Origin of the sequence: Allosphingosinicella sp. (assembly GCF_035626655.1) — a bacterium.
Lineage (GTDB): Bacteria > Pseudomonadota > Alphaproteobacteria > Sphingomonadales > Sphingomonadaceae > Allosphingosinicella.
Genome location: NZ_DASPNF010000020.1, coordinates 33468 through 59789 on the forward strand (window position 1 = coordinate 33468; position 26322 = coordinate 59789).

Sequence of the window (26322 nt, forward strand, 5' to 3'; positions counted from 1 at the left end):
AGGGGGCTCGCCGGTTCGCGGAAGATCTCAAGCGCCCGACACCCCCACCCTACCCTCCCCCTTGAGGGGGAGGAGGTCTAGCGATTCCGGGCGATATCGAGGTGGCGAAGAATGTCCGCCAGGACGCCGTCCAGATTCTCCATGACGTCGCTATTCCAGTAGCGGATTACAAAATAGCCGTGCGCCTCGATCATCTGGGTCCGCGCCGCATCCGCCTTGGCCAGCCGATCATGCTGTCCACCATCCAATTCCACGATCAGCTTCGCGCTCCGGCACGCAAAATCAGCGACGAAATTCCCGATTGAAAACTGTTTGGTGAACTTCGCGCCCAGCTGCTCTCCACGAAGCCGCGACCACAGCAATCGCTCCGCATCGGTCATATCGGCGCGCAGCTTTCTGGCGACCGGAGTGAGCCGCTTTCTCGCCATCGCACCTCCCCCTACCCGATCGCCCGCTCCCTGTTGAGCATGCGGATCAGGCCCTGGCGGCGGGGGTTGAAGCGGGCGAGGACCTCATGCTCCTCGACCGTCTCGAAATGGGTGATCAGGCCGTCGCCATTCCAGTAATGCAGGGCGAAGAACGGCCGGTCGGCGACGATCATCGGGCGCTCGTCGGGATGATCCGCGTCCATCTTCTGCATGTCGAGCGCCACCTGCGGCGCGGTCGAGGGGCAGACGGCGAGCGCGGTGCCCGCCCAGCGGGTGACGATCGGGCGGTGGAGATGGCCGCAGACCATGGCGACGATGTTCCGGTTCGCCTCGACGATCGGCCTGAGCTTCTTCACCCAGCGCGCCTCCGGATTCTCCGTCATCCAGCTGAGCCCGGTGGCGATCGGCGGATGGTGGAGGACGATGAGGGTCGGGCGCTCCGGCGCCTCGGCGAGCCGCGCCTCCAGCCACCTGGCGCGGACCTCGTCGAAGCCGCCGCCATGCCGGCCGATCTCGAGCGTGTCGAGGACGATGATCCGGACCGGCAGATCCTCGACCACATACTGGATATAGCCGTCCACCGCGGGCGTGCCGGGGAAGACCTCGCGGAAGATCGCGCGATTGTCGTGATTGCCCATGGCCGGGCAGACGCGGAACGGCAGGTCCGCCGTCGCCGCCTTGAAGCGCTCGTAGGAATCGCGGTCGTCGCCATTATCGGCGATGTCGCCGGTGACGAGCAGCAGATCGGGCCGCGGCGTCATCGACGCCAGCACCTTCAGCGTCTGATCGAGGCGCTGCCGGTTATATTCCTCCGGATTGCCCGGATCGAAGCCCAGGTGGAGGTCGGTAATCTGTGCGACGAGCATATCAGGGCCTGCGCGCGCCCGGGGCCGGATTCGCCACCGTCGACGTCCAGGGCCGCCCCCGCACCCGGTCGCGCAGGGCCTGGGTCGGCGAGCCCTGCTGGCGCGACCCTGCCTGCGCGCCGGCGGGGATGTGATAATCGTGGCACATCGCGCAGGTCGACGGCACGGGCAGGCGGGTCCGCTCGCCGCCATGGCAGGCGCGGCAGCTCGCCAGGTTGGGCAGCAGCACGTCGCTGGAGCTGCCGGAGGCATTGGCGTTGTGGCAGCTCAGGCAGCCGGCCGAGCCTTCCAGCCGCCGCTCGTTCGGCCGCTGCACGATCAGGTGGTCGCGATGATCGAACCAGCCGTGGAAGATGTAGCGGCTGGTGAACTGGATCGGCGCGATCCGGTAGTCGAGCGTCCCGCCGGCCGGCGGAACGACGACATGGCATTCGGAGCAGGTGCCGTTCTCGCCCGTGAAGATCGCGCGGATCGCGCGTTCGCCGCGCTGCGAGGTGTCCGCCTGGGCGCGGGCGAACTGCACGGCGGCGCGGATCTGGTTGACGTCGCCGGGCCGCACCCGGCCGCCCGGGCTGAGCTCCGGCGGGAAGGCGGGACCGCCGGCGCGGTAGAGGCCGCGAATGTCGGCGATCACCTGCTCGGGCGAGCCGTGCCGCAGGGTGCGCAAGGTACCGCCGATCCGGTCGAAGCTCAGGCTGTGGCAGGTGCCGCAATTGCGCTGCATGTCGACATTCTGGAAGCGCACGCCGTCGGGCGTCGGCGTGTGGCAGCTCGAACATTCGAGCCGCTGGCCGAGGCCGTTGGCGCGGGCCGCCTGGGCGACGCCGTTGGTGGCGCTGAGATGGACGTCGTGCGGGAAGCGCAGGTTGCTCATCTCGAGCGGCCGCCGGTTGAGCGCGACCCTTTGGTAGCGCGGCTGGCCATTGTCCCAGCTGGTCAGCACCAAAGGCTGGAACTCGGGATGCTGCCGCTCGAAGTCCGAGGCGTTGCCGAGCCGGGTCTGGCGGACGCGCGCGTTGAGGTCGGTGTGGCAGTCCGCGCAGAATTGCTGCCGCGTCGGCTCCATTCGCTGCGGCCCCTCATGCTCGGTATGGCATTCGACGCAGCGGCCCGCGGTCTGGCCGAAGGTGTTGCGGATGCCCTGCTGGAAGCCGCGCAGGCCGGTCAGCTGCGGCATCGCCGCCTGCATCAGGTTCAGCGGCGCATGGTCGTGGACGTTCACGTGGCAGGCCTGGCAGGCATTGTCCTGGACCGGCTCGAACGCCCGAACGTGGCACGCCTGGCAGTTGGAGTTGAGCGCGGCATGGGCGGTGGACAGGCTGCCGGTGCTCCAGAGCGTGTCGGCGTGGAAGCCGCCCATCGCCATCCGGTCGGCGGTGTCGCGGTTCTGGTAAAAGGAGATGATCGGCCAGACGAGGAAGATTGCCAGCACGATCAGAGTGAGCACCCAGGACATGGTGCGCTTGCCCGGCATGACGCTCTGCAGCGCGAAGCGGCGGGTGTCGAAGCGGTCGTCCTCTTCCGCGGTATCGGCCCGCTGGATGTCGATCGGCACGTCCTCGCTGCCGATCTCCGGCGGCAGGATGCGCAGCAGGAAGGGCCCGACCTTGACGGCGCCGCCGACGGTCAGGTTGATCTGCCCGAACTGGGTGACGCTGCCATCGATCTCGACGGTCAGCCCGGCCTCGGCCGAGACGCCGATCTTCGAGGCGGAGACCTGCTCCAGCGTGGCATGGTGCAAGGCGACCGCAAGGTCGTTCAGGCGGATATCGCAATCCGGGTCGCGACCGATCTTCAGCAGGTCGTCATTGACCTTCGACGTGCGGACGATCTCGCGTCCGTCGGCGCTGCGGGAGATGCTGCGAAGCAGGAACGCCATGCTCTACTTCCCCCCTAGCCCCAGTAGAAGAAGACACTGACGATATGCGCGGTCAGCGCGGCAAGCAGCACGAAGGTCGTCGGAATGTGCACGAACAGCCATACTTCGAGCAAGGCCCGACGACGGATATAGCCGCGCAGCCGCTGCAGGGCGGCCGCCTTCTTCTCGAGCAGGCCGACGACCTGCTCCAGCGCCTGTTCCTCCTTGCCCGAGCTCTGCTCCTGCCGCTCGCGCATGATCCGGAGCGCGGCCATGTTGCCGCATCTGGGATAGGAGCCGGAGAGGCGCCGCCAGACGCCGCCGCCGAACGGGTCCTCGCCCAGCGAGCCGAGCACGATCGCGCTGTCCTCGTCCGAGAGCGGCTGCGCGGCCTGCTGGATCTGCTTGTCGAGGCTGTTCACCGCCTCGATCATCTGCGGCCCGGTCATCTCCGAGCGGCTGTCGGACAGGCCCTGCGGCAGCAGGGCGTAGACCGAGATCCCGTAAATGCCCGAGAGAATCACGAGCAGCATCAGCACCCAGGCAAGAGTGTGGACGTTCCAGCCGAACTGGAAGCCGGTGTGCAGGGTGCCGATGACGATCAGCGCCAGGCCGAGATAGACATGGGCCGAAGTCCAGGCCTTGAGCGACCAGCGCCCCCGCGTCATCGCCCGCTTGCGAATGCCGAGCAGCGCGAGCCAGACGATCAGCAGCGCGCCGATCGTGCCGAGCGTATAGCCGAGCCAGGAGCCGCCATTGTGCCGCGGCGAGACGTCCACGAAGAGGTAGACGACGATGAGGAATAGGGAGAGGAACGTCGCGATCTTGAACCAGCGATAGCGGCGGTAGCGCAGGAAGCTCTCATGAGCCGTCCCGTCCCCCAATTCGGTTCTGTTAATCCCCCTGCTTGCCACCCTCGATCAGCCCCCCTGTCCCATCCTCGCTACGGTGAGGAACTCTTCCGGCGATACGCGTATAGCAGCACCCGTCGGACATGCGCGAACGCAGGCCGGCCCGCCTTCGATACCAGAACACATGTCGCATTTGATCGCTTTTTTTGGAGTCTCCGAACTTACCTTGGAATCCGTCCATTTATGGTCCGGTTCGCCTGGGCCCGGACCGCGCCCGAAGAACAGCCATGACAGGAGGCCCGGCTTCTTCGGCGGCGGCTTGGCCATGCGGATCACGCCATAGGGGCAGTTGCGCTGGCAATTGCCGCAGCCGATGCAGGTGTCGTTGATATAGACCTCGCCGTCCTGCCCGCGATTGATCGCGTTGGGCGGACAATCGGCCATGCAGTGCGGATGCTCGCAATGCCGGCAGGAGGTCGGCACGTGAAGGTGGGCGAAGGTGCGGCCGGCCTCGCGATTGAGCCGGGACAGGCCGTCATGGCTGTCGGCGCAGGCCTTCTCGCAATTGTCGCAGCCGACACAGAGCTTCTCGTCGATCAGCAGCACGTCGGTCGCCTCGCCGATTCCCTCCGAGACGAGGAAGCCGGCGACCGAGGAATACATGTCGACGGCGCCGCCGAAGCCGTCCTTGCGTGCCTCGATGAAGCTCGTCGTCTGCTGGCGCGCGGCCATTTCCGTCTTCATCTTCTCGAGCAGGGCGGGCTTGCCGGCGAGCAATTTGCGGAAGGCGTCGCCGTTCAGCTTGATCACTTCCGACTTGATCGCGGCGCGCACCGTCGCGGTGCGGCGGCCGCCGTCGATCAGCGCCATCTCGCCGACATAGGAGCCGGCAGGGAGGTAGCGCAGGAAGACCGGCTTGCCGCCGATCGCCTTCTCGACGGTCATCGAGCCCTGGCGGATGATGAAGACGTCATAGCCCTCGTCGCCCTCGTTGATCACCGCCTGGCCGGCGCGAATCTCCTGAATCTCCGCCGTCTCCAGCAGGTCCTTCAGATCCTCCTCGCTGGCGTCGCCGACGATCGAGCGCAGCATGCGCTCGGTGACGATGCGGGTGATCTCGCGCTTGGCGGCGCTATTGGTCGCCATCAGCTTCAGCGCGGCGTTGCGCGGGATCTCGATCACGATCGAGCCGGAGGCGGTGCGCACCGTGGCGCTGCGCTTGCGGCCCGAGATCAGCCCGACCTCGCCGACGATCGAGCCCTGCGCGATCGGGATGCCCTGGCCCGGCCGCGACGGATCGATCTCGACGATCAGCGAGCCGTCGGCGATCGCGAAGAGCGAGGCGCCCGGATCGCTTTTCTCGAACACGATCTCGCCGGCGCGATAGGCGCGGGGCTCGGAATCGAGCATGAACTCGCGCATCTGCAGCATCGACAGCTCGTTCAGCACGGTCACCCGCCGGCGGAAAAACGCCAGCCATTCGGTGACGGTACGCGTGCCCGGCAGGACCTGGAACTTCTTCTCGAGGATCGGCTCGTCGGCCGGCTTCAGGTCGACATTGCCGTTGATGAACTCGACCGCGTCATAGCCCTGGTTCATGCAATGCTTGATCAGCGGATAGCCGGCCAGCGCGCCGATCACGTAGATGCCCGGTACCGTGGTCTCGAATTGCGGCGAGAGCGAGGGATAGGCGTCGCGGTCCTCGCTGGTGAACTCGATCCCGCATTGCTCGACGAACTTGCGCGGCGGCGAGGAGCCCATGCGGGCGATGATCCGGTCGCACCTGATCTTCTGCTCGCCGTCGCGGGTCTCCATGTAGAGGAAGCCCGGCAGGACGCGCTTGGGCGTCGTCTCGCAGAGAATGTTGACCCGGCCGCTCCTCCCGGCCTCCATGAGCAGGTCGACATTGGCCTGTTTGGCCCGGGCGAATTCGGCGCTGCGGTTCATGATCGAGACGGTGTTGGCCTGGGCGGGATCGGCAGCGAGGCCGAGCGCATTCTCGATGCCCGCGTCGCCCGAGCCGATCACCATGATATGCTCGTCCACATATTCGCCGGGATCGTCGAGCTGATACTGGATGTGCGGCAGGTCCCCGCCCTCGCAGCGCAGGGTATTGGGATTGCCCTGCGTGCCGATGGCGAGGATCACATATTCGGCCTTGATCTCCTGCGTGGCGCCGGCCTTGTCGGGGGCGCTGTTGCGGGCGTCGGGCCGGCCGGATTCCGCCGGCCGCTGCCAGGGATTGCTGCCGCCCTTCACCTTGAGCGTGAAATTGCCCTTCTCGCCGCTGATCGAGATCACGTCGGCATTGACCAGGGCATTGACCTTGCGAGCGGCGGTCTGGTCGTCCCACACGCCGAGGATCTTCTCGCGCTTGCCCGCGTCGAAATCGAAATCCGAGCGCAGCACGAGCTGGCTCGGCGTCGCCATGACGTGCTTGCCCTTCTGATATTTGTAGATCGTGTCGGAGAGGTGGTCGGTCTTTTCCAGCAGGACGTGCGACAGGCCGAGCTCGGCCGCGCGTCCCGCCGCGCTCATCCCGGCCGGGCCCGATCCCACGATCGCGATCTTGTAGGCGGCCGACACTCCGACGCAGCTCCCCGACAGGCGAATTCCGGCCGCGCCCCCGCACACCGGAAAATCCGCAATCTTCCAGAATCGGCAATCTAACAGAGTTGCGACGAGACGCCAGCGCCGAGGGCCCGTCGCCCCCCAGATTTTGCAGCACGGGCGCTGGCTTAGCGCGAGGCGTTGAGACGCGGCACGACCTGAACGCCGAGCCGGTCTTGACGCCGGATCATTTGCCGCGATGATCCGCGGCGATGACAGACGCAGCCGCTTCCCCGCGCCGGGTCCAGCCCGCCACCATCGCCCTCGCTCTGGCCGCCCTGATCGCGATCGGCGTGCTGGTCTATACGCTCGCCTTCCGGCGGGACGGCAGCGCCGCGACCGCCGACGCCAACAGTGCCGGCGCCAACGCGGCGGCTGCGGCCGGGCAGGCGCCGAGCGTCGAGGCGCTGGTCGCCGGGCTGGTCGAGCAGGTCCGGCGCAATCCGGATGACCATGAGGGCTGGTTCCGGCTCGGCATGGCCTGGCGGAACATGGAGGATTTCCAGCAGGCCAGTGTCGCTTTCCGCCGGGCGATGGAGCTGCAGCCGCGCAGCGCCGACTATAACAATTTCCTCGCCGAAGTGCTGCTGATCATGGCGACCCGCGCGCGCCAGCCGGCGCCGCCCGAGGCGGAACGGCTGCTCCGAGCCGCGCTGCAGGCGGCGCCCGGCAATGCGATGTCGCGTTTCTATCTGGCGACGATCAAGGACGATCGCGGCGACCATCGCGGCGCCGTCGACGACCTGATCGCCTTGCTGCGCGATCCGCAGGCCCAGCCGCTGCCGCCGCAGGTGCGCCGCTCCGCCATCTTCATCGCCCAGCGCGCCAATATCGACATCAGCGGCCGGCTGCCGCCGGAAACCGCCCCGCCCGCGGGCGGCACGTCCGGCACGGAGATGGCGACCGCAGGCATTCCGGGCCCGACGCAGGACCAGCTGCGCGCGGCCAGCGGCATGACCCCGACCCAGCAGAACGAGATGGGCCGCGGCATGGTCGAGCGGCTCGCCGCGCGGCTGCGGCAGAATCCGCGCGACGCCCGGGGGTGGATCATGATGATGCGCTCGCGCATGGCCCTGAACGAGCCGCAGCTCGCCGCCGAGGCTTTGCGCACCGGGCTCGCCGCCTTCCAGGGCGATGCCGGCACCCAGGCGCAGCTCCGCGAAGCCGCGCAGGCGCTTGCCGTGCCGGCAGGCTGATGCCGCCCTTTTTTAGCTGACCCTCACCGCCTCCACGCGCCGGTTCTGGGGGCTGTTGCGGCTGGTGCCCGGCAGCGGCCGGTCCGGCCCGTAGCCCTGCACCTCGATGCGGCTGCTCGGCACGCCCATCGAGATCAGGAAATTGGCGACGCTCTGCGCGCGGCGGCGCGACAGGGCGACGTTGCCGGCGCGGCTGCCGACGCCGTCCGTATGGCCCTCGATGCGGAAGCGCATATTGGCGAGCTGCGGCATCATCAAAGCCTGGCCGAAGGTCCGGGCCTGTGCGGCGGCTGCCGGAGTCAGGGTCGCCGAGCCGGTCGGGAAGGTCAGGCTGAGGTTGACGCGCTGGTTGCGCGCGCCCGCCGGCTGGCTGACCGCGAAGGAGAAGCGGCGCGGGGCGGAAGCGCCCTGGCGCGCGCTGTTGTTCGCGACGGGACGGCGCTGACGGTTGTTGGTGGTCCGCGCCGGCGTCCGGCTCGTGGAGATGGCGAAGCCGCGGGTGGCGGTGACGCGCGGGCCGGGGCCGGTGGCGGCCGGCGCGTCCGCCGTCTCGTCCGTCGCCTCGTCCGCGCACTCGCCGGAGAAGGCGCAGACATAATCGTCGGTGCTGGCCGAAGGCTGGCCCTCCTGCGACCAGGCCGCGACCGGCGCGGCAATGGCTGCCGAAACCAGCAGGGAAAGACCGAGCTTGCGCATCGAAAACTCCTCTCGAACCGGACGGAAAATAGTCCCGTCCGAAGGCGCGCGATTCTAGCTCATGGCCGATTCGGCGGCAAGGAGCGGCGGTTGAGGTTGGTAGCACGGCTTGCTACCTTGGTCGCAGACTGCGCCCTTTCGTCGCGTGGTTTGCAGGGGGTATGGCCGCTTCATGATCCTGATTCTCACGATCCGGAATCCCGAAGTCCTGCAGGAAGGGATGGCGGCGCAATACCTGATGGAGGGCGAAACGGCGGTGCTGGGGCGCTCGCGCAACTGCAACTGGCACCTGCCCGATCCGGCCAATGCCATCTCCTCGCGCCATTGCGAGATCCGCCGGGACCGCGATTTCTTCGTCCTGAAGGACATTTCGACCAACGGCACCTTCGTCAACGACGCGACCGAGCGGATGACCGAGGAGCATCTGCTCAATGCCGGCGATCTGATCCGCATCGGCCAATATGAGGTGATCGCCTCGTTCGAGATGGAGGTCGCACCCGAGCCGGCGCCGGAGCCGGTCCCGCCCGAGCAGCAGATCACCATCCCGCCGGGCAGCGCCGACATCCCGGAGGCGCCGCCGCCGGTGCCTCCGCAGCCGGCGGAGCCCGTCGCCGAGGCGGCCGAGGCACAGGCGGCACCCGTCACCGACCATGCCACGGTGATGTTCGATTCGCTGGCCGACATCAACAGGATCGACCGGGAGCGCGGCCTGTTCGGGGTCGCCGATGCCGCGGCGGCGCCGGTGGTCGGCGCCGATCCGGCGACGGTCGACAAATTGCTCACCGCCCTGCTCGAGGCGGCCGCGATCGCGGAGAGCCAGGTCGAGCGCACGCCGGAGACCGTGCAGAAGGCGGGCAGCCTGCTGAAGCGGCTCGTCGCGGGGCTGCTGGTCATGGTCGAGGCCCGCGCCCGCGCCAAGGCGCAGATGGGCGCCGAGATGACCGGGCTCGCGCTCGAGGGCAACAATCCGATCAAGTTCGCGCGCTCGCCCGACCAGGCGCTGGCGCAGCTGCTGATGCCGCCGCAGCCGGGTTTCCTCGAGGCCGACAAGGCCGTGGAGGACGCCTATCTGGACCTGCAGTCGCACCAGGTGGCGACCCTGCGCGCCATCCCCGGCGCCCTGCGTGCGACGCTCGACCGCTTCTCTCCGGGCTCGATCCGCCGCCGCGCCGAGAATATGGGCCTGCTCGCCCGCATCCTGCCGGGCGCGCGCGACGCCGCTTTGTGGCGCAATTACGAGCGCGAATTCGTGGCGGTGAAGAAGGAATCCGACGAGGCCTTCATGGAGGTGTTCTCGAAGGAATTCCGCAAGGCCTATGAGCGCCAGCTCCGCGACGGGCTGAACTAGGCCCTTACCCTCAGTCCGGTTGCTGGTCCTGGGTTCGGACCCAGGCCATGTTCCCCTGCCAGTTGCCGCCGCTCGCCGCGGCGAGGAATTGCTGCTGCCAATTGGGGCCGCGCTCGCCGACGGGGGGCGCGATCAGGCCGGCATCGAACGGCCCGGTCCCGGTCAGCAGCAGAAAGCCCGACCAGCCATTGTGGGTGATGTCGATCGTGATCCGGTAGCGGCCGCCGCCGAGATCGCTGACCTGGCTGTTGCCGTTGGCGACTTCCTGCTGGAGGGCGCTGCGGCTGAGCAGCAAAGGCGTGATCTCCCCGGACGGCTGGATGCCGGCCAGGGCGAAATCGGGCACGCCGTTCGTTTCGATCTCGATCGGCACCTGGGCGCCGAGCTGACCGGCATTGCTGCCCTCGGTGAGGATGGAGAGCTCGTACCGCGTCTGCGGCGAGGAGATGCGCGGCAAGCCGCCGTTGCGGATGCCCCGGAAGGTGTCGAGCGCCGAGCAGCCGGCGGGGATGATCGTCGCCACGTCGCTGAAGCTGGTCGAGGCATTGGCGAGCCCGGCCCGCGACAGCGCCTGGCCCACCTCGCCCCTCGCCGCCTGCACGTTGCCGGCAACCCCGCGCAGCACCACGGCGACCGGCGGACCGGCGCCGATATTGCTGACGTCAAGCCAGGTGCAGCCGACATTGGGCAGCACCGAGTTCATCGTCGCGCGGGCAATTTCCACAGGGGGGCGGTTCTCCGTGCGCGGATCGGCGCCCCCGGTCGATCCGCTGCTCGACTGGCTGTCATTCCCGCCGCCGAAGCCGAACGTGCCGTCGGTCAGATAGGCGGTCACTGCGAGCGCCGCCGCGATCACGAGCAGCACCGCGAGGATGATCAGCAGCGGCCGGGAGCCGCCGCCGCTCTCGGGTTCGGCATATTCGAAATAGGTGGTCTCCGCCGGCGGTACCGTCGCCTCATGCACGGGCGGCGGCTCCGGCGGCGGCGCGGGCGGGCTGGTCTGGTCGACCAGCTCCTCCGGCGGCAGCTTCAGCCGTTCGAGCCGGCCGAGCACCTCGTCCATCGAGCGCAGCCGCTCCTTGGGATCGGGCTTCAGCATGTCGCGGACGATCGGCAGCAGGTTATTCGGCAGCGCCGACAGGTCCGGTCCCTTGCGGCGCTTGTCGATCGCGTCGACCAGCGACCCCGACATGTCGACCGCCTTGCCCTGGGCGACGGCGAGGATGACGAGGCCGAGGCTGTAGACGTCGGACCAGGGCCCGACCTCGCGGCCGAAATCGCCGAGCTGCTCGGGCGCGACATAGTTCAGCTTGCCGGCGAAGCCGTCACCGACGATCGTCGCCGAGCTGGCGTCGAGATCCTTGGCGATGCCGAAATCGATGATCGTCGCCTGGTGAATGTCGTCATTCTCGAGGATGATATTGTCCGGCGACATGTCGCGATGGACGGCGCCGAGCTCGTGCGCCGCCGCGAGTCCCGAGGCCAGCCGGCGCAGCAGCCCCGCCAGCTCGTCCGGAGTCGGCTTCAGCGTGCCGAGCGCGGTGCCGAGATTGGTGCCCTCGATGAAGTCGGTGACGATGTAGAGGACGTGGAGCTGCGGCTCCTGCGCGAGCACCCGATACTGGACCAGCGCCGGATGGTTGAGCTTGGTCAGCGTCCGCGCCTCCTTGCGGAACATCGCCACCACCTTCTCGTCGCCGGCCAGCGAGGGCAGCATCACCTTGATCGCGACCTTCTCGTCGACATTGACGTTGCAGCCGACGAAGACCTCGCCCATCCCTCCGCGCGCCAGGAAGCGGTCGACGCGGAAGATGTGGTTGAGCACGTCGCCGACCTTGATGCCGACGGCGTCGCTGCGCGGCTGGATCCCGCCGCCGGTGGTGCCGGCGCTGGTCGGCACGGGCGCCGGCGGGGGTGGAGGTGGCGGAGGGGCCGGCTCCGGCGCGGGCGGCGGCGGCTCGGCGACGGGCTCGGGCGGCGCCGGGGCTTCGGGCGGCGGCGCGGCGGCGGCTTCCTCGGGCAGGGGCCGCGGCTCCGCCGGCGCGGGCGTCTCGTCGGCGGCGGGCGGGATGGTGAAGCCGCCGGGCATGAAGACCGTGCGCTCCTCCTCGGGCTCGCTGCCCGGCGCAGGCGGGATGCCCTTGGCGTCCTTGTCTTTCTCGTCGCTCATGGCTTTGGTTCCGCAAAGGAGAGGAGGGTCGGCTCGCTGATCCAGACCGCGACGCCCGTGACATTGTCGGGCGCGCCCTTCTCGAGGGTCAGGGCGATCAGGCTGTCGAGCGCCTGCTCGGGCGCCTCGCGGGCGAAATGGGCGGCGATCGCCTCCTCGCCGACGACGCCGTGCAGGCCGTCGCTGCACAGGAGGAAGATGTCGCCCGGCTGGATCTCACCCTCGGCCCGGTCGATCTCGACCGCTTTCTGCACGCCGACGGCGCGGGAAAGGACATGGCCCATCGGATGGCCCGTCGCCTGCTCTGCGGTCATCAGCCCGCGAGTCACCATTTCCTGCACCTGGGTATGGTCGCGGCTCAGCCGTTCGAGCTTGCCGCCCCGCATCAGATAGGCGCGGCTGTCGCCGGCCCAGAGCACGGCGTAGCGCGTCTCCTCGATGACCAGCATGACGACGGTCGAGCCCATGGATTTGCCGCGCCGCTTGCCTTCGGCCAGGATCTGCCTGTTGGCGGCGGTCACCGCCTGGGCGGCCTCCTCGCACGTATCCTGATAGCCGAGCGCGAGATCGATGCGGCCGAGCTCGCGGACGATCCGGCCAGACGCCCATTCGCCGCCCTCATGCCCGCCCATGCCGTCCGCCACTGCCCAGAGGCCGCCATCGTCGCGGGCGACATGGCTGTCCTCATTGTGCGTCCGCACGCAGCCCTCATGGGTGCGCGAATAGCTTTCGATCCGGTACCTGCCGCCGTCGAGCGGCTGCGCCGGCGCCGCCTGGGCTGGCGGCGGCACAGGCTTCGGCACCGCGGCCGCCGCGGACGGCTTCGGGCGAAAGCTGGGCAACCATCTCACCATGCAGGCAGGACTCCCTCGCGGCGCGAAGCGGGCATCTAAGCACAGCTTCCCCGCCCGATAAAGCAGCCAATGGACAGGCCTGCGCCGCCGTGCGCGGCGCCATACCGTGGTCGCCGCAGGCCCCTTATTCCCCTTCCCTCGCCCCCTGGGCTTCGCTAGGTTTCAGCGCCAAAACAATCCTGGGGGGATCCCTGAAATGAAGCTGCTTACCGCCTCCGTCGCCGCGCTCGCCTTGCTCGCCCTGGCCGCCTGCAACCGTGGCGCCGCCAACAACGCCGCTACCGCCAACGCCGCCAATGCGGCGGCGCCCGCCGACGCCAATGCGGCCGCGCCGGCAGCGGCCGACGCCAATGCGGTCGCCGGCAAACCGGCCGAAGGCGCTGCCCCGGCCGAGGGCGAGGAAGGCGCGGCGCCGGCCGAAGAAGGCGCCGAAGAGGGTGCTGCCGAGGGCGAGGGCGAAGCCGAGACCAACGGCAGCGGCGGCAAGTAGGCCGTCACACGATTGGCGGAAAAAAGCGGGAGGGTCGCCATGCGGCCGCCCCGCTCTGCTTGACAGCGGACCCCTGTCCCCCATATGCGCCACGCCGCAGCGCAATGCGGCCCCTTCGTCTAGCGGTCCAGGACGTCGCCCTCTCACGGCGAAAACACGGGTTCGAGTCCCGTAGGGGTCACCACTATTGTGGTTTTTCAATAGTTTAGGAGTTTCCAACTGACTTTCCCTCTGGGGAGGGTTCGCCAAATCGCGATCCTGCTCTCAAAAATCGCAAGCCGTAAAGGCACTTAGCCCGTCAGCGCGGTTCGCCAATAGCCGGGGACCGGCGGGTATTTTCCGCGTCTAGATCCCGCTCCTACGGTGTCATCTACGTAGCGTGCGCAATCGCAAGCATCAGTCCGAGAAGGACGTGCAGGAGTTTTCAAACTCACCCTCCGGCGATCTTCTCCCAAGCTTCGACGAGCTGGGCGTCGGTCCAAGTGGCGAGTCATTGCCGGGCAATTTGTCGATCGAGGTCAGGTCGCCTCGCTTTCTTCTGCTCGCTTGCGACCCGAAACGCTTCCCGAGCCTGTTCCCGTTCCGCCTCCGTTTTTGACCAACCTAGTTCCGGATGGAAGAGCTTGTGCTCTAGGGTCGCTTTCATCGCCTTTCCCTTGATCGGGTCGAAATAGACGACTGAAACCTTGAACGTCACGCGCAACGCGTCGAGCGACTGTTCACCGATCGTGCCGGCGATCCGATACGCGCCGTGCGCATTAGACGCGACAGCCGCATCCACCTTCTGGGTCACAACATTGCGTTGGACAAACTCATTGTCGGGACCGACGTCGAGACCCTCCCGAATTTCGACACCCGAGACGACTGTCTGAATGTGGCGCACGACGACGGGGTACTTCCGCCGGTTCCAGAATTCTATGCGGACGCCAATCTGGTGGTCGGTAGAACCGCCAGTTCCTGAGAGTTGGGAACCTAGGGAGAGCACGATCGGCTTTCAACCGACGTTCTGTCGGTAGGTGAACACCAGCGCGACTGTCGCCAATGTCGCGGACATGACGACGGATGCAATGCTCGCGATAGTGTCGATGGTTGAAGAGCTATCCACAGCCATTCCTTTCGCTGCCGCTAGCGTGAGGTATCATGGCCTACAGAGCAAGCGTTCGAGATGCGTAAAAGGTTCGCCAACCTAAGTCTCTGATAGGACTAGCTTGTGGCCCTTCCGTAGGGGTCACCAGCTTTTTTCAATGGCCTGGCCGGAACCACCGGCCGCAATGCGCGAACCTCCGCAAAATCTCCAAATATGCCTGTCGGGACCCTCGGCCTAATAAGGCGTCCCGGCTGCCTTTGCGGGCCGAAGCGCCCGGGCGTACCAGAGGAATTCGTCGAGGAAACGGTCGCGAGAGCGCAGGATCCGCTCACTGCCCTGCCCGCCTTCGGTCAGCTCCTCTGCGATCCGCGGGATCGGCAGCAGGCTCGGGACGCTCGGCATGCCCATTTCTGCGAGGCTCATGCGCAGCTGCATCGCCGCGCGGACGCCGCCGAAGGCGCCGGCCGAGTAGCAGACGATGCCGGACGGCCGCCAGAAATACTCCTCCAGAAAATGGTCGAGCAGGTTCTTCAGGGCCGGCGGGATGCCGTGATTATATTCGCCGCTGACCACCAGGAAGCCGTCCGCGCGGCGGTAGAGGGCGGCGAGCCGCTCCAGCGGCTCGGGCGCCTCGCCTGGGGGATGTTCCTTGTACATGCGGTCGAGCAAAGGAAGCTGCAGCGCCAGCGCGTCGACCAGCACCGGCTCGTGTCCGCGCGCATGGAGCCCGTCCATGACCAGGCGCGCGGCGCGGTCACCGACGCGGTCGCGGCGGACCGAGCCGAGCAGCACCGGAATGGTGAGCGCGCTCATGCCGCGGCCGCCGTCTCGATCATCTCGCCGCCGCAGGCCTCGTGCAGGACGAAGCCCTCGGCCGGCTCGACCGGCGCGCGCCAGGGCGCCTTGTCGAGCGTCTTCATGGTGTGGGCGTAGCCGGCTTCCCAGCGCTGGCGGATCGAGTCCGGGCTGAAGTCGATGTCCTTGGCGTGATCCTCATAGCTGAGCGCCGGGGCGAGCAGCCGGACGACGTGCATCCGCGTCAGGCAGCCATAGGCCGCCATGTCCGAGACGAGGTTGCTCCGTTTCTCCTCGGGGACCAGCCTGGACAGCTCGGCGACGATGTGGCGCAGGCGGTGAAGCTGGCGCTGGCGCTTGATATGGGCGTGGGCGCGGCTGGAATATTGCACGTCCTTCTGGCGGTTCATCACCTCCCAGATCGTCTCCGGCTCGTCGCCGTTCGGGTTCCAGATATGGACCGCGAAGACCATCGAGTTGCGCCGCGGATTGTCGTCGAACACGACCTCGACCGGCGTGTTCGAAAGAATGCCGCCGTCCCAGTAGAGCTCGCCGTCGATCCGCACCGCCGGGAAAGCCGGCGGCAGCGCCCCGGAAGCCAGGACATGGTCGAGCGACAGCTTCATGTCGCGGCTGTCGAAATAGCGCATCTCGCTGGTCCTCACGTTGGACGCGCCGACCGTGAGGCGGATCTCGCCTTTATTGACCTCATCCAGATCGACCAGCTCGCCAAGCGTGTGGCGGAGCGGCGCGACGGAATAATAGCCCGCATCCTCCGGCCCCAGGGGCGCATGCTGGCTGACGAAGGCGGCCGGGTTCGGGCGGAAGAAGGCGGGGATGCCGGCCGTGACCGCCAGCGCGTTGCGCATCGCCGCCGCCGCCCAGGCGGGCAGCAGGGGTCCGCCGATCATGTGGCCGTGCTCGACCCGGCGCCAGAACTCCTTCAGCCGCGCGAGCCGTTCGCCCTTCGGGCTGCCCGCGATGAGCGAGGCGTTGATCGCGCCGATCGAGGTGCCGATCACCCAGTCCGGCTCGATCCCGGCCTCGGTCAGCGCCTGATAGACGCCCGCCTGATAGGCGCCGAGCGCGCCGCCGCCCTGCAGGACGAGTACGGTCTGGCCGAGTGCACTGATCTCCTCCTGGAGCCCGTTCATCTGATCTCTCCGGTGATGAGGCGCGCGCTGCGCGCGAAGGTGAGGTAATTCCAGACCCAGCTGAGCCCGACCACGATCCGGCTGCGGAAGCCGACGAGGAACCAGATATGGGCGACGCTCCACAGCACCCAGGCGGGGAAGCCAGACATTCGGACCTTGCCGAAGTCGATCACTGCGGCCCGGCGGCCGATCGTGGCGAGATTGCCATAGTCCCGATAGCGGAACGCGCCCGGCGCGCGGCGGCCCTTGAGCGCGGCGATGATGGTCGCGGCGACGTGCTTGCCCTGCTGCTTGGCGACCGGGGCGACGCCCGGCAGCGGACGGCCGTTCGGACCTGGGCAGCAGGCCGTGTCGCCGATCGCGAAGATGCCGTCATGGCCCTCGACGCGGAGATCCGGGGCGACCTGGACCTTGCCGACGCGGTCGGTCTCGACGCCGAGCCATGAAGCGGCGGGCGAGGCCTGGACGCCGGCCGCCCAGATCGCGGTGAAGGCGGGAATGATCTCGTCGCCGACCTGCACATGATCGGCCCCGACCGAAGTCACCCGGCCGCCGAGATGCACCTCGACGCCCAGTTTCTCGATCGCCCGCTTCGCCTTGGCGGACAAGGTCTCCGGGAAGGTCGCGAGCAGGCGCTGCCCGCCCTCGACGAGGATGACGCGCGAGCAATGGGGCGTGATCGAACGGAAGTCGCGCGAGACGGACTTGCGGGCGAGTTCCGCAATGGCGCCGGCCATCTCGACCCCGGTCGGGCCGCCGCCGATCACCACGAAGGTGAGCAGGGCCTTGCGCCTTTCATGATCGGTTTCGGTCTCCGCCCGCTCGAGCGCGAGCAGCACCTTGCGGCGCACCGCGGTGGCGTCGTCGATCGTCTTGATGCCGGGCGCATGCTCGGCCCAGTCGTCGCGGCCGAAATAGCTATGGCGCGCGCCCGTCGCGAGGATGAGCCAGTCATAGGGGACCGAGGCGCCCGAGCCGAGCCGGACCTCTTTCGCCGCCGCGTCCACGCCCTCGACGCGATCCAGCAGGACGCGGGTGTTCAGGTTTTTCGCGAGGATCGCGCGGATCGGCGCGGCGATATCGGCCGGGGACAGAGCCGCGGTCGCCACCTGGTAGAGCAGGGGCTGGAACAGATGATGGTTGCGCTTGTCGATCAGGGTCACGTCGACCGGCGCCTTGCGGAGCGCCTGCGCCGCGGCGAGGCCGCCGAAGCCGGCGCCGACGATCACCACGCGGGGGCGGGTCGCGTTCATCTCAATGCGCCGTCCAGCCGCCATCGACCGGCAGCGCGGTGCCGGTGATCGAGCGGGCGTCGGGGCCGGCGAGGAACACGGCGAGGGCGCCGATCTCGTCGGTTTCCGCGAAGCGCCTGGTCGGCTGCGCGGCGAGCAGAACGTCGCGGATCACCGCCTCGCGGCTGATCCCGCGCGCCTCGGCGGTCGCGCCGATCTGGTTCTCGACCAGAGGCGTCCAGACATAGCCCGGGCAGATCGCATTGGCTGTGATGCCGTGCTCCGCGCCCTCCAGCGCCAGCACCTTGGTGAGCCCCAGCACGCCGTGCTTGGCGGCGACATAGGCGCTCTTGAATGGCGAGGCGACGAGGGCATGGGCGGACGCGACGTTGATGATCCGACCGTAGCCCTGCTCCTTCATCGCGGCGAAGGCGGCCTTCGACGTGTGGAAGGCAGCGGACAGATTGAGCGCCAGGATCGCGTCCCATTTCTCGGCCGGGAATTCCTCGACCGGGCTGACGAACTGGATGCCGGCATTGTTGACGAGGATGTCGAGCCGGCCGAAGCCGCGGATCGTGCTCGTCACCAGGCCCGCGGCGGCCGCGGGATCCATCAGGTTCGCGTCGTCATAGTCGACGCGCGCGCCCGTATCGCGCTCGATCTCGGCGCAGGTATAATCGATCTCGTCATGGTCGCCGAAGCCGTTGATGACAATGTCGGCGCCGGCCGCAGCGAGCGCGCGGGCGACGCCGAGACCGATGCCGCTGGTCGAGCCGGTGATGATGGCGACGCGTCCCGCGAGCGAGGGGGCTGCGTCCAGTTTCTCGAGGACCTGAGCGTCCATGGCTATGCTCCTTTGCCTGGCTTTCGCAAAGGATGGCGGATCGCGCGCGCCGGCTGAAATGCCGGCTGTGCATGAACTCCATAACCAGACGCGATTTCACGCCGGCCCCGCCGCCCCGTAATTTCCAGCTCGTCACCAGGCCGGTCCGGAGCAAGCTGACACGGGAGCTTTGGAGTCCCTCACTTCCGCGACCGCCCTGGTGACGCCGCCCTCGCTTTCCAAGGAGTTTGCAATGATCAGATCGACCATCCGGGGCCTCGGCCTCGCCTTCATCGGGACCGCCGCCTTCGCCGCCGCCACTCCCGCCTTCGCCGGCCAGTGCCCCGCCGACCAGATCCGCGCCAACCCGCTTGCGGGCCATCCGACCGCGCCCGCCAACGTGACCGACGACGTGATCGGCAGCGTCGACCTCGGCGCCGAGATCGGCGTCAACGGCCGCGACCTCCGCCTGCGCCGCCTCGTCGTGCAGCCGGGCGGCGTCGTGCCCTGGCACAGCCATGACGGCCGGCCCGCTTTGATCATCACGGTCAGCGGGGAGGTCACCGAATATCGCTCCACCTGCGGCGTCGGCATCGTCCACCGCGCCGGCGAGGTCTCGCGCGAGGCCGAGGGCATCGCCCATTATTGGGTGAACGAGGGCCGCGAGCCGGCCGTCCTGCTCTCCGCCGACGTGAAGGCCCAGGACTAGCTCCCCGCCCGGCGCGCGCTCCCCGCCCCCTCCCCTGCGCGCCGGCACTCCAGGGTGGCGCTCCGCCTTGCCCCTGTGGCGGAGCGCCACCCGCCCCCTTTTTGCCGCGAGATTGAAATGGCCGAGCTCAGCCTGACCGCCGCGATGCCGGACGAAGCGCACGTCTCCCCCGGCGCGCTGCGCCGGTCGCTGGTGATCGGTACGATCGGCTTCCTCACCCTGGTCGATCTGTTCGCGACCCAGGCGATCCTGCCGGCGCTCGCGCGCAGCTATGCCGTTACTCCCGCCCAGATCGGCGTCGCCGCCAATGCCTCGACGATCGGCATGGCGATCGCCGGCCTGCTGGTCGGGGCCCTCGGGCAGCGGATCGACCGCCGCCGGGGGGTGTGGTTCAGCCTTGCTTTGCTGTCGGTTCCGACGGCTCTGCTCGCTTCGGCTCCAACTCTCACAACTTTCGCCCTGCTGCGCGTCGCCCAGGGCCTCTGCATGGCGAGCGCCTTCACCTTGACCCTCGCTTATCTGGGCGAGCGCTGCAGCAAGGCCGACGCGGCCGGCGCGCTCGCTGCCTATGTGACCGGCGGCGTCGCCTCCAACCTGATCGGCCGGCTCTGCGCCGCGACCGTCGCCAGCTTCGCGGGCGCGGAGGCGACCTTCTGGTTCTTCGCCGCTCTGAACCTTGCGGGCGCCGCCCTGGCCTGTGCCGCGCTCACCGGCATGCAGCCTGCGGCGGCGGCTGCCGAGCCCGGCCGCCACCTCTGGTCCGCCTGGCGCGAGCATCTCGCCGATCCGAAATTGCGCCGCGCCTTCGCCGTCGGCTTCCTGATCCTGTTCGCCTTCATCGGCACCTTCACCTATATCGGCTTCGTCCTCGCCGCGCCGCCGCTGGCGCTGTCGGTGATGGCGACGGGCCTCGTCTTCTTCGTCTTCCTGCCCTCGATGATCACGACCCCGCTCGCGGGGTCGGCGGTGACCCGCTTCGGCGCGCAACTTGTGCTGCCGCTGGCCCTGGCCGTGGCGCTCGGCGGGCTCGCCCTGCTGCTCCTGCCGAGTCTGCCGGCTGTTCTGACCGGCCTTGTTCTGGTCGGCGTCGGCACCTTCTTCGCCCAGGCGGTGGCGACCTCCTGGGTCGGGCGCCGAGCACAGCGCGACCGCGCCGCCGCCAGCGGCCTCTATCTCTCCTTCTACTATAGCGGCGGCCTCGCCGGTGCGGCTCTGGTCGGCCAGCTCTTCGACCGGGCCGGCTGGACCGCCGCCGTCGCCGGCATCTTTGCCGCGCTCGCTTTCGCCGCCTGGCTCGGCCGCGGCCTGTCCGAAGAGGAATGAACATGGACGTCGCCGACGATCGCTACCGCAGGGGCATCAGGGTGCTGCGGGCGCTTTGCGGGGAGTCGATCGAGCAGGTGACCAACAAGGTCGCCGAGATCGCGCCGGATTTCGCGCGGATGACGATCGAGTTCCCGTTCGGCGATCTCTATTCGCGCGGCGTCCTCGATCTGGGGACTCGCGAGACCGCCGCCATATCGGCGCTCGCCGCGCTCGGCCGGATCCCGCAGCTGCGCGTCCACGTCACCGCCGCGCTCAATCTCGGCATGACCCGCGCGGAGATCGTCGAACTGCTGATGCAGGTCTCCATCTATGCCGGCTTCCCGCCCGCGCTCAACGCGCTCGCCGAATGCCACGATCTGCTCGTCGAAGGAGAGAAGGACGCCTCATGAGACTCACCCGCCTCACGGCCCTGATCATCGCCCTCGCCCCGGCCCCGGCCTTTGCCGGACCCGCCGAAAACGAGGCCATAGTCCGGCGCGGCATCGAGCAGATGCTGGGCCAGGGCCGGTTCGAAATCGCCGATCAGGTCTTCCACCCGGATTACGTCTATCATGGCGACGACCGCGACTATGCGCTCGCGGACACGTTGGCGAACATGCGCGACCTGCGCACCGCCTTCCCGGACCTCCGCGCCCGCGTCGACCGGGCGGTGGCGACCGGTGACCTGGTGGCCTTTCATTGGAGCGGGGTCGGCACGAACCGTGCCCGTGCTCAGGGCTTTCCTGGCAATGGCCGGCGCGTCCGTCTGAGCGGCATGGCCTTCGCCCGCTTCCGCGACGGGCGCATCGTCGAGGAATGGAGCGTCACCGACAGCCTCTTCATCGTCCGTCAGCTCGGCTTCACGATCACCCCGCCGCGCTGATCCTGGGCATCTCCGCATAGCGGGGGCCCTGCCCCCTGGGCGGCCAGGGATAACGCCGCGCCTCCTGCACGAACGCCCCGACGGCGGGCGAATGCGGGCGCCCGCGCACCGTGGCGAGATAGATGGTGCGGCTGTAGCTCGGCTCGACAAGCGGCCGGACGACCAGATCCGGATGCGTCACCGCGAACTCCGGGAAGAAGCCGAGGCCGAGCCCGGCCCGGATCATCCCCTGCACCCAGTCGTCGCGCGGCGAGGAGAACACCTTGCGCAGATAGATGCCGCGGCTGTTCAGGTCCGCGCGCACCGGCGCGAACACCTCGCAGTTCGAGCGGCTGACATAGGGCTCGTCGTTCAGCTCCTTCGCCTGGATCGGATTGTGCGCGACCAGCCGGTGATTGGGCGGCAGCAGGATGACGAAATTCTCCTCGAAGATCGGCAGCTGGTGGAGCGTGTCCGGCAGCTCGTCCGGCATTCCGACCACGGCGATCTCCAGCTCGCCTTTCTCCAGCTTCCCGATCATGTCGGGGCCGCCCGCGTCGATCACCTGCACCTCGACCTCCGGATGCGCGGCGCTGAAGCGCAGCAGCAGATCGGCGATCAGGTTCGGGCCGATCGTGCACATCGTGCCGATGGTGAGCGTCACGTTGTCGAGCTTCTTGACCGCCTTCGCCTGTTCGCGCGCGGCCAGGGTCTGGTCGTGAATGGTCTGCAGATAAGGCTGCATCATCCGGCCGAGCTCGGAGAGATGCGTGTTGCCGCGCTCGCGATGGAACAGCGGACCGCCAAGCTCGTGCTCGAGCTGCTGGATGGCGCGGGTCAGGGCCGGCTGGCTGACGTTGCAGCGGTCGGCGGCGCGCGTGAAATTGAGCTCCTCCGCGAGGGCGACGAAATAGCGGACCTGCTGCATCTCCATGCCGGGATCCCCTCCATCTCTGTCATTACACCGGAGCAATGAAGGCCGCCAGCTTTGCCGGCGCGCCATGCGCGGCGCCAATAACATGAGCGCATCGACACCATAGCGAAGCGCGATTTCACGCGCGCCTCCCCTTTGCCTACCCCTGAGCCACGCCAAGGCCCGCCCCCGGTCCGCGGCGCCCCGAACCCGAACAGGAGTTGATCAAGATGAAGTCCACCCAGATCGCCGCTGCCGCGGCCGTCCTCACCGCCGTCGTCGCGGCCAGCGCCGCGAGCGCCCAGCCGGTCCGGCCGCAGCCGAACATGGACAAGTGCTACGGGATCAGCCTGGCGCACCAGAATGACTGCGCCGCCGGCCCCGGCACAAGCTGCGCCGGCACGTCGGTGCGCAATTATCAGGGCAATGCCTGGAAATATGTCGCGCGCGGCACCTGCACCCGCATCCAGACCCCGCGCGGGCCGGGCTCCCTCACCCCCGTGAACCGGTAAAAGCCATGACCCCGACCGCCGGCCTTGGCTTCAAGCCCTGCCATTTCGACGAGGCTCTCGCCGAGCCGGCGGCCGGGTTGTGGTTCGAAGTCCACCCTGAAAATTACATGGTGGACGGAGGGCCGCGGCTCGCGATGCTCCGCGCGCTTCGCGAGGCGCGGCCCCTCTCCTTTCACGGCGTCGGCCTCAGCCTCGCCGGCGCCGCAGAACCCGACCGGGTTCACCTGGCCCGGCTGAAGAAGCTGGTCGATGAGTACAAGCCGATGTTCGTCTCCGAGCATCTCGCCTGGTCGCGCGAGGGGACGACCTGCTTTCCCGACTTGCTGCCTTTCCCGCGCACGCTGGAGGCCCTGCTGCGCGTCGCGCGCAACATCGACATCGTCCAGCATGCGCTCGGCCGGCAGATCATGATCGAGAATCCCTCGCTCTATGTCGCGCTGGACGGCCATGATTTCAGCGAGACGGATTTCCTGCGCCAGCTCGCGAAGAAGACGGGGTGCCGCCTGCTCGTCGACGTGAACAACGTCGTGGTGAGCGCCAACAATCTCGGCTTCGACCCCTATCTCTATCTCGACGCGCTGCCGGTCGACGCGATCGGCGAGATCCATCTCGCCGGCCATCGGCCCGACCCGGAACATGGCGATGCGCTGCTGATCGACAGCCATGACTCGCCCGTCTCCGAGCAGGTCTGGGCGCTCTACGATGATTTGCTGGATCGCACCGGCCCCGTCCCCACCCTGATCGAGCGCGACGGCAACCTGCCGTCCTTTGCCGAGCTGATGGTCGAGCGCGAGCGCGCCGCCGCACTGATGCGCACGCCGCGCCAGCAGGTCCGCTATGCCTGATCTCGCCACCTTCCAGCTCGCCTTCGCCACGGCGATGTGCGGTACGCGCACGCGCGGCACGCTCGAGGGCCAGCCCGGCTTCGCGGTCTATCGCAACACCACGCCGGTTGCGCTGGCCGAGACGCTGCGTGCGAACTATCCCGTGGTCGGCGAGCTGCTGGGCGACGCCCTGTTTGTCGAGACGGCTTTCGCGTTCGCACGCCATCACCCGGCGAGCGACCCCGTCCTGCTCGGCTACGGCCCGGCCTTCCCCGCTTTCCTGGCCGCGCAGCCATGGATCGCGGACCTGCCCTATCTCCCCGACGTGGCGGCGATCGAGCGGCTCCGCACCGAGGCCCATATGGCGGCCGACGCGTCCGCGCTCGGCCTCGCCGATCTTGCCGGGCTGGGAACGGAACACTGGCCGGCGCTGCGCCTCCGCCCGCATCCGGCGACACGCATCGCCTGGCTGCAGACGCCGGCGCTCACCATTTGGCGCGCGCATCACGAGACGCCCGGTTTCGAGACCCTGTCGCCGGAATGGCGCGCCGAAGGCGTGCTCGTCACCCGGCCCAGCGGCATTCTCGAGGTCCACGCGCTCGATGCGCCAATGCACCGGATGATCTTCGGCCTCCGGCTGGGCGAGACGGCCGGCGAGGCCGCCGCCGCGACTGCCTCCACTTATCCCGAGGCGGACATCGCCTCCGCCTTCGCCGCCCTCGTCAATGCCGGCGCTCTCGCTCGGCCCGCCTCTCTCGAAAGGAACTGAACATGGCCTCGATCATCCGCACCGAAACCGTCCCGGAACCCGCCGCGCCGGCCCGCCGCCGCGGTCCCTTCGCCCTCTTCGCCGGCATCGGCGAGAAGGCGCTGCCCGTCGATCTCATCCTCCTCGTCCAGCGGCTCGGCCTCGCCGCGATCTTCTTCCTGTCCGGCCGGACCAAGGTGGAGGGCTGGTTCACGCTGACCGACACCACTTTCTATCTGTTCGAGACGGACTACGCCTTGCCGTTCCTCAACCCGGTCCACGCCGCCTACGCGGCGACGATCGCCGAGCATCTCTTCCCCATCCTGCTCGTGCTCGGCCTGTTCACCCGCTTCTCGGCGGCAGCGCTGCTTGGCATGACCCTGGTCATCCAGCTCTTCGTCTATCCCGACGCCTGGCCGACCCATCTCTCCTGGCTCGGCCTGATGCTGCCGATCATCGCCATGGGCGGCGGCAGGCTCTCGCTCGACCGCCTCGTCCGCATCCCCTGAGCCGGACCATGAACCGCCGCTCCGCCCTGAAGCTCGGCGCCGGGGGCCTCCTCGCCCTCGGCGCCCAGCCGGCCGCCGCTGTCGTCCGGGAACCCGTCATGCCCGATCCTGCGTCGCTCGACCATCTCGTCACCCGGCACCGGAAGGTCCGCGTCGGCGACCTCGACATCTTCTATCGCGAGGCCGGGCGGACGAATGCGCCCGTCCTTCTCCTGCTCCACGGCTTCCCCACCTCGTCCCACATGTTCCGCCACCTGATCCCGGCGCTGGCGGATCGCTACCGGGTGATCGCGCCCGATTATCCGGGCTTCGGCTACAGCAGCTTCCGGGATCGAACCGCCTACACTTACAGCTTCGCCGCGCTGACGGAGGCGATGGCGGGATTCACCGATGCGATCGGCCTCTCCCGCTACGCGCTCTACATCCAGGATTATGGCGCGCCGGTCGGCCTGCGCCTTGCCCTGCTGCGCCCGGAGCGGGTGACCGCTTTGATCACCCAGAACGGCAATGCCTATGAAGAAGGCCTGAGCGCGGCCTGGGATCCGCTGCGTGCCTATTGGGCCGATCCCTCGCCGGCCAACCGGGCCGTGCTGCAGGGCTGGCTGGGCGAGGAAGGCACGCGCCGGCAATATACGGCCGGCGTCCGCGCGGAGCAGCTGGAGCGGCTGGCGCCCGACAGCTGGACGCTGGACTGGGTGAAGCTCTCCCGCGCCGGCAATGCCGAAGTCCAGATCGACCTGTTCGGCGACTATCGGACCAACGTTGCGCTCTATCCCGCCTTCCAGGCCTTTCTGCGCGAGCGGCTCCCCCCGACGCTCGTGCTCTGGGGGCGCAACGACCCCTTCTTTACCGTCGCCGGCGCCCGCGCCTTCGGGCGCGACGTGCCGAATGCCGAGCTTCATCTGCTCGACGGCAGCCACTTCCTGCTGGAGACGCACGGCCCGATTGCGGCCCGGCTGATCCGCGACTTCCTCGCCCGGCGCCTCCGTGCCTGACCCACAGTCCCGTTTAGCCCCCAGGAGAAAGTCCATGCGTATCCTGTTCGCCTTGCTGTTCGCACTCGGCGTTCCGGCACTGGCCTCGGCCAGTCCGGCGCCGTCAGTTTCCACCGTCGAGGGGGTCGCCATCGGCGGCTACGACCCGGTCGGCTATTTCACCGAAGGCCGCCCGGTCGCCGGCTCCGCCAATTTTGAGCTGCGCTGGAACGGCGCCACCTGGCGCTTCGCCTCCGCCGCCTCGCGCGCCCGCTTTGAAGCGAACCCGGCGGCCTTTGCCCCGGCCTTCGGCGGCTATTGCGCCTGGGCGATCAGCCAGAACTATATTGCCCCCGGCGATCCCCAGGTCTGGCGCATCGTCGATGGCCGCCTCTACCTCAACTTCAACCGGCGCGCGAAGGCGCTCTGGGAGGCGGACCTGGCCAGCGCAATCGCGCGCGGACACGCCAACTGGCCTCGGGTGCTGGCGACGGCGGAGAATCGCTGA

At 68.4% G+C, this 26322-nt stretch carries 27 protein-coding genes and 1 tRNA gene; 14 read left to right on the forward strand and 14 right to left on the reverse strand.

Annotated elements, in window-relative coordinates; translation table 11 throughout:
- Positions 1-77: 77 nt before the first annotated feature.
- The 5 genes from VEC11_RS15820 to VEC11_RS15840 are packed head-to-tail and all read right to left on the reverse strand — an operon-like array spanning position 78 to position 6589.
- Positions 78-428 (reverse strand): endonuclease domain-containing protein, encoded by a 351-nt coding sequence (locus VEC11_RS15820; RefSeq protein WP_464133909.1) that lies wholly within the window; start codon positions 426-428, stop codon positions 78-80.
- Positions 429-439: 11 nt separating this feature from the next.
- Positions 440-1294 (reverse strand): phosphodiesterase, encoded by an 855-nt coding sequence (locus VEC11_RS15825; protein ID WP_464133913.1) that lies wholly within the window; start codon positions 1292-1294, stop codon positions 440-442.
- A gap of 1 nt (position 1295) precedes the next feature.
- Positions 1296-3173 carry a cytochrome c3 family protein gene (locus VEC11_RS15830; RefSeq protein WP_464133917.1) on the reverse strand — a complete coding sequence of 626 codons (1878 nt, stop codon included), beginning with the start codon at positions 3171-3173 and terminating at the stop codon, positions 1296-1298.
- Between the two features lie 14 nt (positions 3174-3187).
- Complete coding sequence (locus VEC11_RS15835) at positions 3188-4066, reverse strand: hypothetical protein (protein WP_464133919.1); 879 nt, start codon at positions 4064-4066, stop codon at positions 3188-3190.
- A gap of 6 nt (positions 4067-4072) precedes the next feature.
- Positions 4073-6589 carry a cyclic nucleotide-binding domain-containing protein gene (locus tag VEC11_RS15840; RefSeq protein ID WP_464133922.1) on the reverse strand — a complete coding sequence of 839 codons (2517 nt, stop codon included), beginning with the start codon at positions 6587-6589 and terminating at the stop codon, positions 4073-4075.
- 236 nt (positions 6590-6825) lie between these two features.
- Here VEC11_RS15840 and VEC11_RS15845 point away from each other — a divergent pair, with 236 nt between their 5' ends.
- A complete protein-coding gene (locus VEC11_RS15845; protein ID WP_464133926.1) occupies positions 6826-7809 on the forward strand; it encodes a tetratricopeptide repeat protein in 984 nt (327 codons plus the stop codon).
- A gap of 12 nt (positions 7810-7821) precedes the next feature.
- On the opposite strand, the gene VEC11_RS15850 is transcribed toward VEC11_RS15845, so the two are convergent.
- Positions 7822-8505, reverse strand: a complete 684-nt coding sequence (locus VEC11_RS15850; protein ID WP_464133929.1) for an OmpA family protein — start codon at positions 8503-8505, stop codon at positions 7822-7824.
- A gap of 172 nt (positions 8506-8677) precedes the next feature.
- Between VEC11_RS15850 and tagH the strand changes: the two genes are divergently transcribed.
- Positions 8678-9853, forward strand: coding sequence for a type VI secretion system-associated FHA domain protein TagH (tagH, locus tag VEC11_RS15855; RefSeq protein WP_464133932.1), 1176 nt, complete (start codon positions 8678-8680; stop codon positions 9851-9853).
- A gap of 10 nt (positions 9854-9863) precedes the next feature.
- Here tagH and VEC11_RS15860 read toward each other — a convergent pair whose 3' ends face one another.
- Complete coding sequence (locus tag VEC11_RS15860) at positions 9864-12023, reverse strand: serine/threonine-protein kinase (protein ID WP_464133936.1); 2160 nt, start codon at positions 12021-12023, stop codon at positions 9864-9866.
- Positions 12020-12826 carry a PP2C family protein-serine/threonine phosphatase gene (locus VEC11_RS15865; RefSeq protein WP_464133940.1) on the reverse strand — a complete coding sequence of 269 codons (807 nt, stop codon included), beginning with the start codon at positions 12824-12826 and terminating at the stop codon, positions 12020-12022. The genes VEC11_RS15860 and VEC11_RS15865 overlap by 4 nt, the downstream gene beginning before the upstream one ends.
- A 247-nt stretch (positions 12827-13073) precedes the next feature.
- Here VEC11_RS15865 and VEC11_RS15870 point away from each other — a divergent pair, with 247 nt between their 5' ends.
- Together VEC11_RS15870 and VEC11_RS15875 are read left to right on the forward strand one after the other, a co-directional pair.
- Complete coding sequence (locus tag VEC11_RS15870; RefSeq protein WP_464133944.1) at positions 13074-13367, forward strand: hypothetical protein; 294 nt, start codon at positions 13074-13076, stop codon at positions 13365-13367.
- Positions 13368-13475: 108 nt separating this feature from the next.
- Positions 13476-13551 (forward strand) — tRNA-Glu (locus VEC11_RS15875).
- A gap of 306 nt (positions 13552-13857) precedes the next feature.
- Here VEC11_RS15875 and VEC11_RS15880 read toward each other — a convergent pair.
- The 5 genes from VEC11_RS15880 to VEC11_RS15900 all read right to left on the reverse strand — a co-directional run bounded on the left by VEC11_RS15880 (position 13858) and on the right by VEC11_RS15900 (position 18479).
- Complete coding sequence (locus tag VEC11_RS15880) at positions 13858-14250, reverse strand: dsRNA-binding motif domain-containing protein (RefSeq protein WP_464133948.1); 393 nt, start codon at positions 14248-14250, stop codon at positions 13858-13860.
- Positions 14251-14688: 438 nt separating this feature from the next.
- Positions 14689-15267: an NADPH-dependent FMN reductase gene (locus VEC11_RS15885; RefSeq protein ID WP_464133950.1), complete on the reverse strand. Its 579-nt coding sequence runs from the start codon at positions 15265-15267 to the stop codon at positions 14689-14691.
- A complete protein-coding gene (locus VEC11_RS15890; RefSeq protein WP_464133954.1) occupies positions 15264-16403 on the reverse strand; it encodes a patatin-like phospholipase family protein in 1140 nt (379 codons plus the stop codon). Before VEC11_RS15890 ends, VEC11_RS15885 begins: the two co-directional genes overlap by 4 nt.
- Positions 16400-17656 carry an NAD(P)/FAD-dependent oxidoreductase gene (locus VEC11_RS15895; RefSeq protein WP_464133959.1) on the reverse strand — a complete coding sequence of 419 codons (1257 nt, stop codon included), beginning with the start codon at positions 17654-17656 and terminating at the stop codon, positions 16400-16402. Before VEC11_RS15895 ends, VEC11_RS15890 begins: the two co-directional genes overlap by 4 nt.
- A gap of 1 nt (position 17657) precedes the next feature.
- Entirely contained in the window at positions 17658-18479 is an 822-nt protein-coding gene (locus tag VEC11_RS15900) for a 3-hydroxybutyrate dehydrogenase (protein ID WP_464133964.1), read from the reverse strand.
- A gap of 232 nt (positions 18480-18711) precedes the next feature.
- Between VEC11_RS15900 and VEC11_RS15905 the strand changes: the two genes are divergently transcribed.
- The 4 genes from VEC11_RS15905 to VEC11_RS15920 all read left to right on the forward strand — a co-directional run bounded on the left by VEC11_RS15905 (position 18712) and on the right by VEC11_RS15920 (position 21355).
- Positions 18712-19167: a cupin domain-containing protein gene (locus tag VEC11_RS15905; RefSeq protein WP_464133968.1), complete on the forward strand. Its 456-nt coding sequence runs from the start codon at positions 18712-18714 to the stop codon at positions 19165-19167.
- A 117-nt stretch (positions 19168-19284) separates the two neighbouring features.
- Positions 19285-20490, forward strand: coding sequence for an MFS transporter (locus VEC11_RS15910; protein ID WP_464133973.1), 1206 nt, complete (start codon positions 19285-19287; stop codon positions 20488-20490).
- 2 nt (positions 20491-20492) lie between these two features.
- Positions 20493-20882 (forward strand): carboxymuconolactone decarboxylase family protein, encoded by a 390-nt coding sequence (locus VEC11_RS15915; RefSeq protein ID WP_464133977.1) that lies wholly within the window; start codon positions 20493-20495, stop codon positions 20880-20882.
- Positions 20879-21355: an ester cyclase gene (locus VEC11_RS15920; RefSeq protein WP_464133983.1), complete on the forward strand. Its 477-nt coding sequence runs from the start codon at positions 20879-20881 to the stop codon at positions 21353-21355. The genes VEC11_RS15915 and VEC11_RS15920 overlap by 4 nt, the downstream gene beginning before the upstream one ends.
- Here the strand turns inward: VEC11_RS15920 and VEC11_RS15925 are convergent.
- On the reverse strand, positions 21339-22268 hold the full coding sequence (locus VEC11_RS15925) for a LysR family transcriptional regulator (RefSeq protein ID WP_464133986.1): 930 nt from the start codon (positions 22266-22268) through the stop codon (positions 21339-21341). The two genes, VEC11_RS15920 and VEC11_RS15925, sit on opposite strands and share 17 nt — an antisense overlap.
- Before the next feature lie 209 nt (positions 22269-22477).
- Between VEC11_RS15925 and VEC11_RS15930 the strand changes: the two genes are divergently transcribed.
- The 6 genes from VEC11_RS15930 to VEC11_RS15955 are packed head-to-tail and all read left to right on the forward strand — an operon-like array spanning position 22478 to position 26322.
- Positions 22478-22759: a BufA1 family periplasmic bufferin-type metallophore gene (locus tag VEC11_RS15930; protein ID WP_464133991.1), complete on the forward strand. Its 282-nt coding sequence runs from the start codon at positions 22478-22480 to the stop codon at positions 22757-22759.
- Positions 22760-22764: 5 nt separating this feature from the next.
- Positions 22765-23604, forward strand: coding sequence for an MNIO family bufferin maturase (gene bufB / locus VEC11_RS15935; RefSeq protein WP_464133995.1), 840 nt, complete (start codon positions 22765-22767; stop codon positions 23602-23604).
- Positions 23597-24352 (forward strand): HvfC/BufC family peptide modification chaperone, encoded by a 756-nt coding sequence (locus tag VEC11_RS15940; RefSeq protein WP_464133999.1) that lies wholly within the window; start codon positions 23597-23599, stop codon positions 24350-24352. Before bufB ends, VEC11_RS15940 begins: the two co-directional genes overlap by 8 nt.
- 2 nt (positions 24353-24354) lie before the next feature.
- The gene (locus VEC11_RS15945; RefSeq protein WP_464134002.1) at positions 24355-24840 is read left to right on the forward strand and encodes a DoxX family protein; all 486 of its coding nucleotides are present in this window, start codon (positions 24355-24357) and stop codon (positions 24838-24840) included.
- Positions 24841-24848: 8 nt separating this feature from the next.
- Entirely contained in the window at positions 24849-25835 is a 987-nt protein-coding gene (locus VEC11_RS15950; protein ID WP_464134005.1) for an alpha/beta fold hydrolase, read from the forward strand.
- Between the two features lie 34 nt (positions 25836-25869).
- Positions 25870-26322 (forward strand): YHS domain-containing (seleno)protein, encoded by a 453-nt coding sequence (locus tag VEC11_RS15955; RefSeq protein WP_464134008.1) that lies wholly within the window; start codon positions 25870-25872, stop codon positions 26320-26322.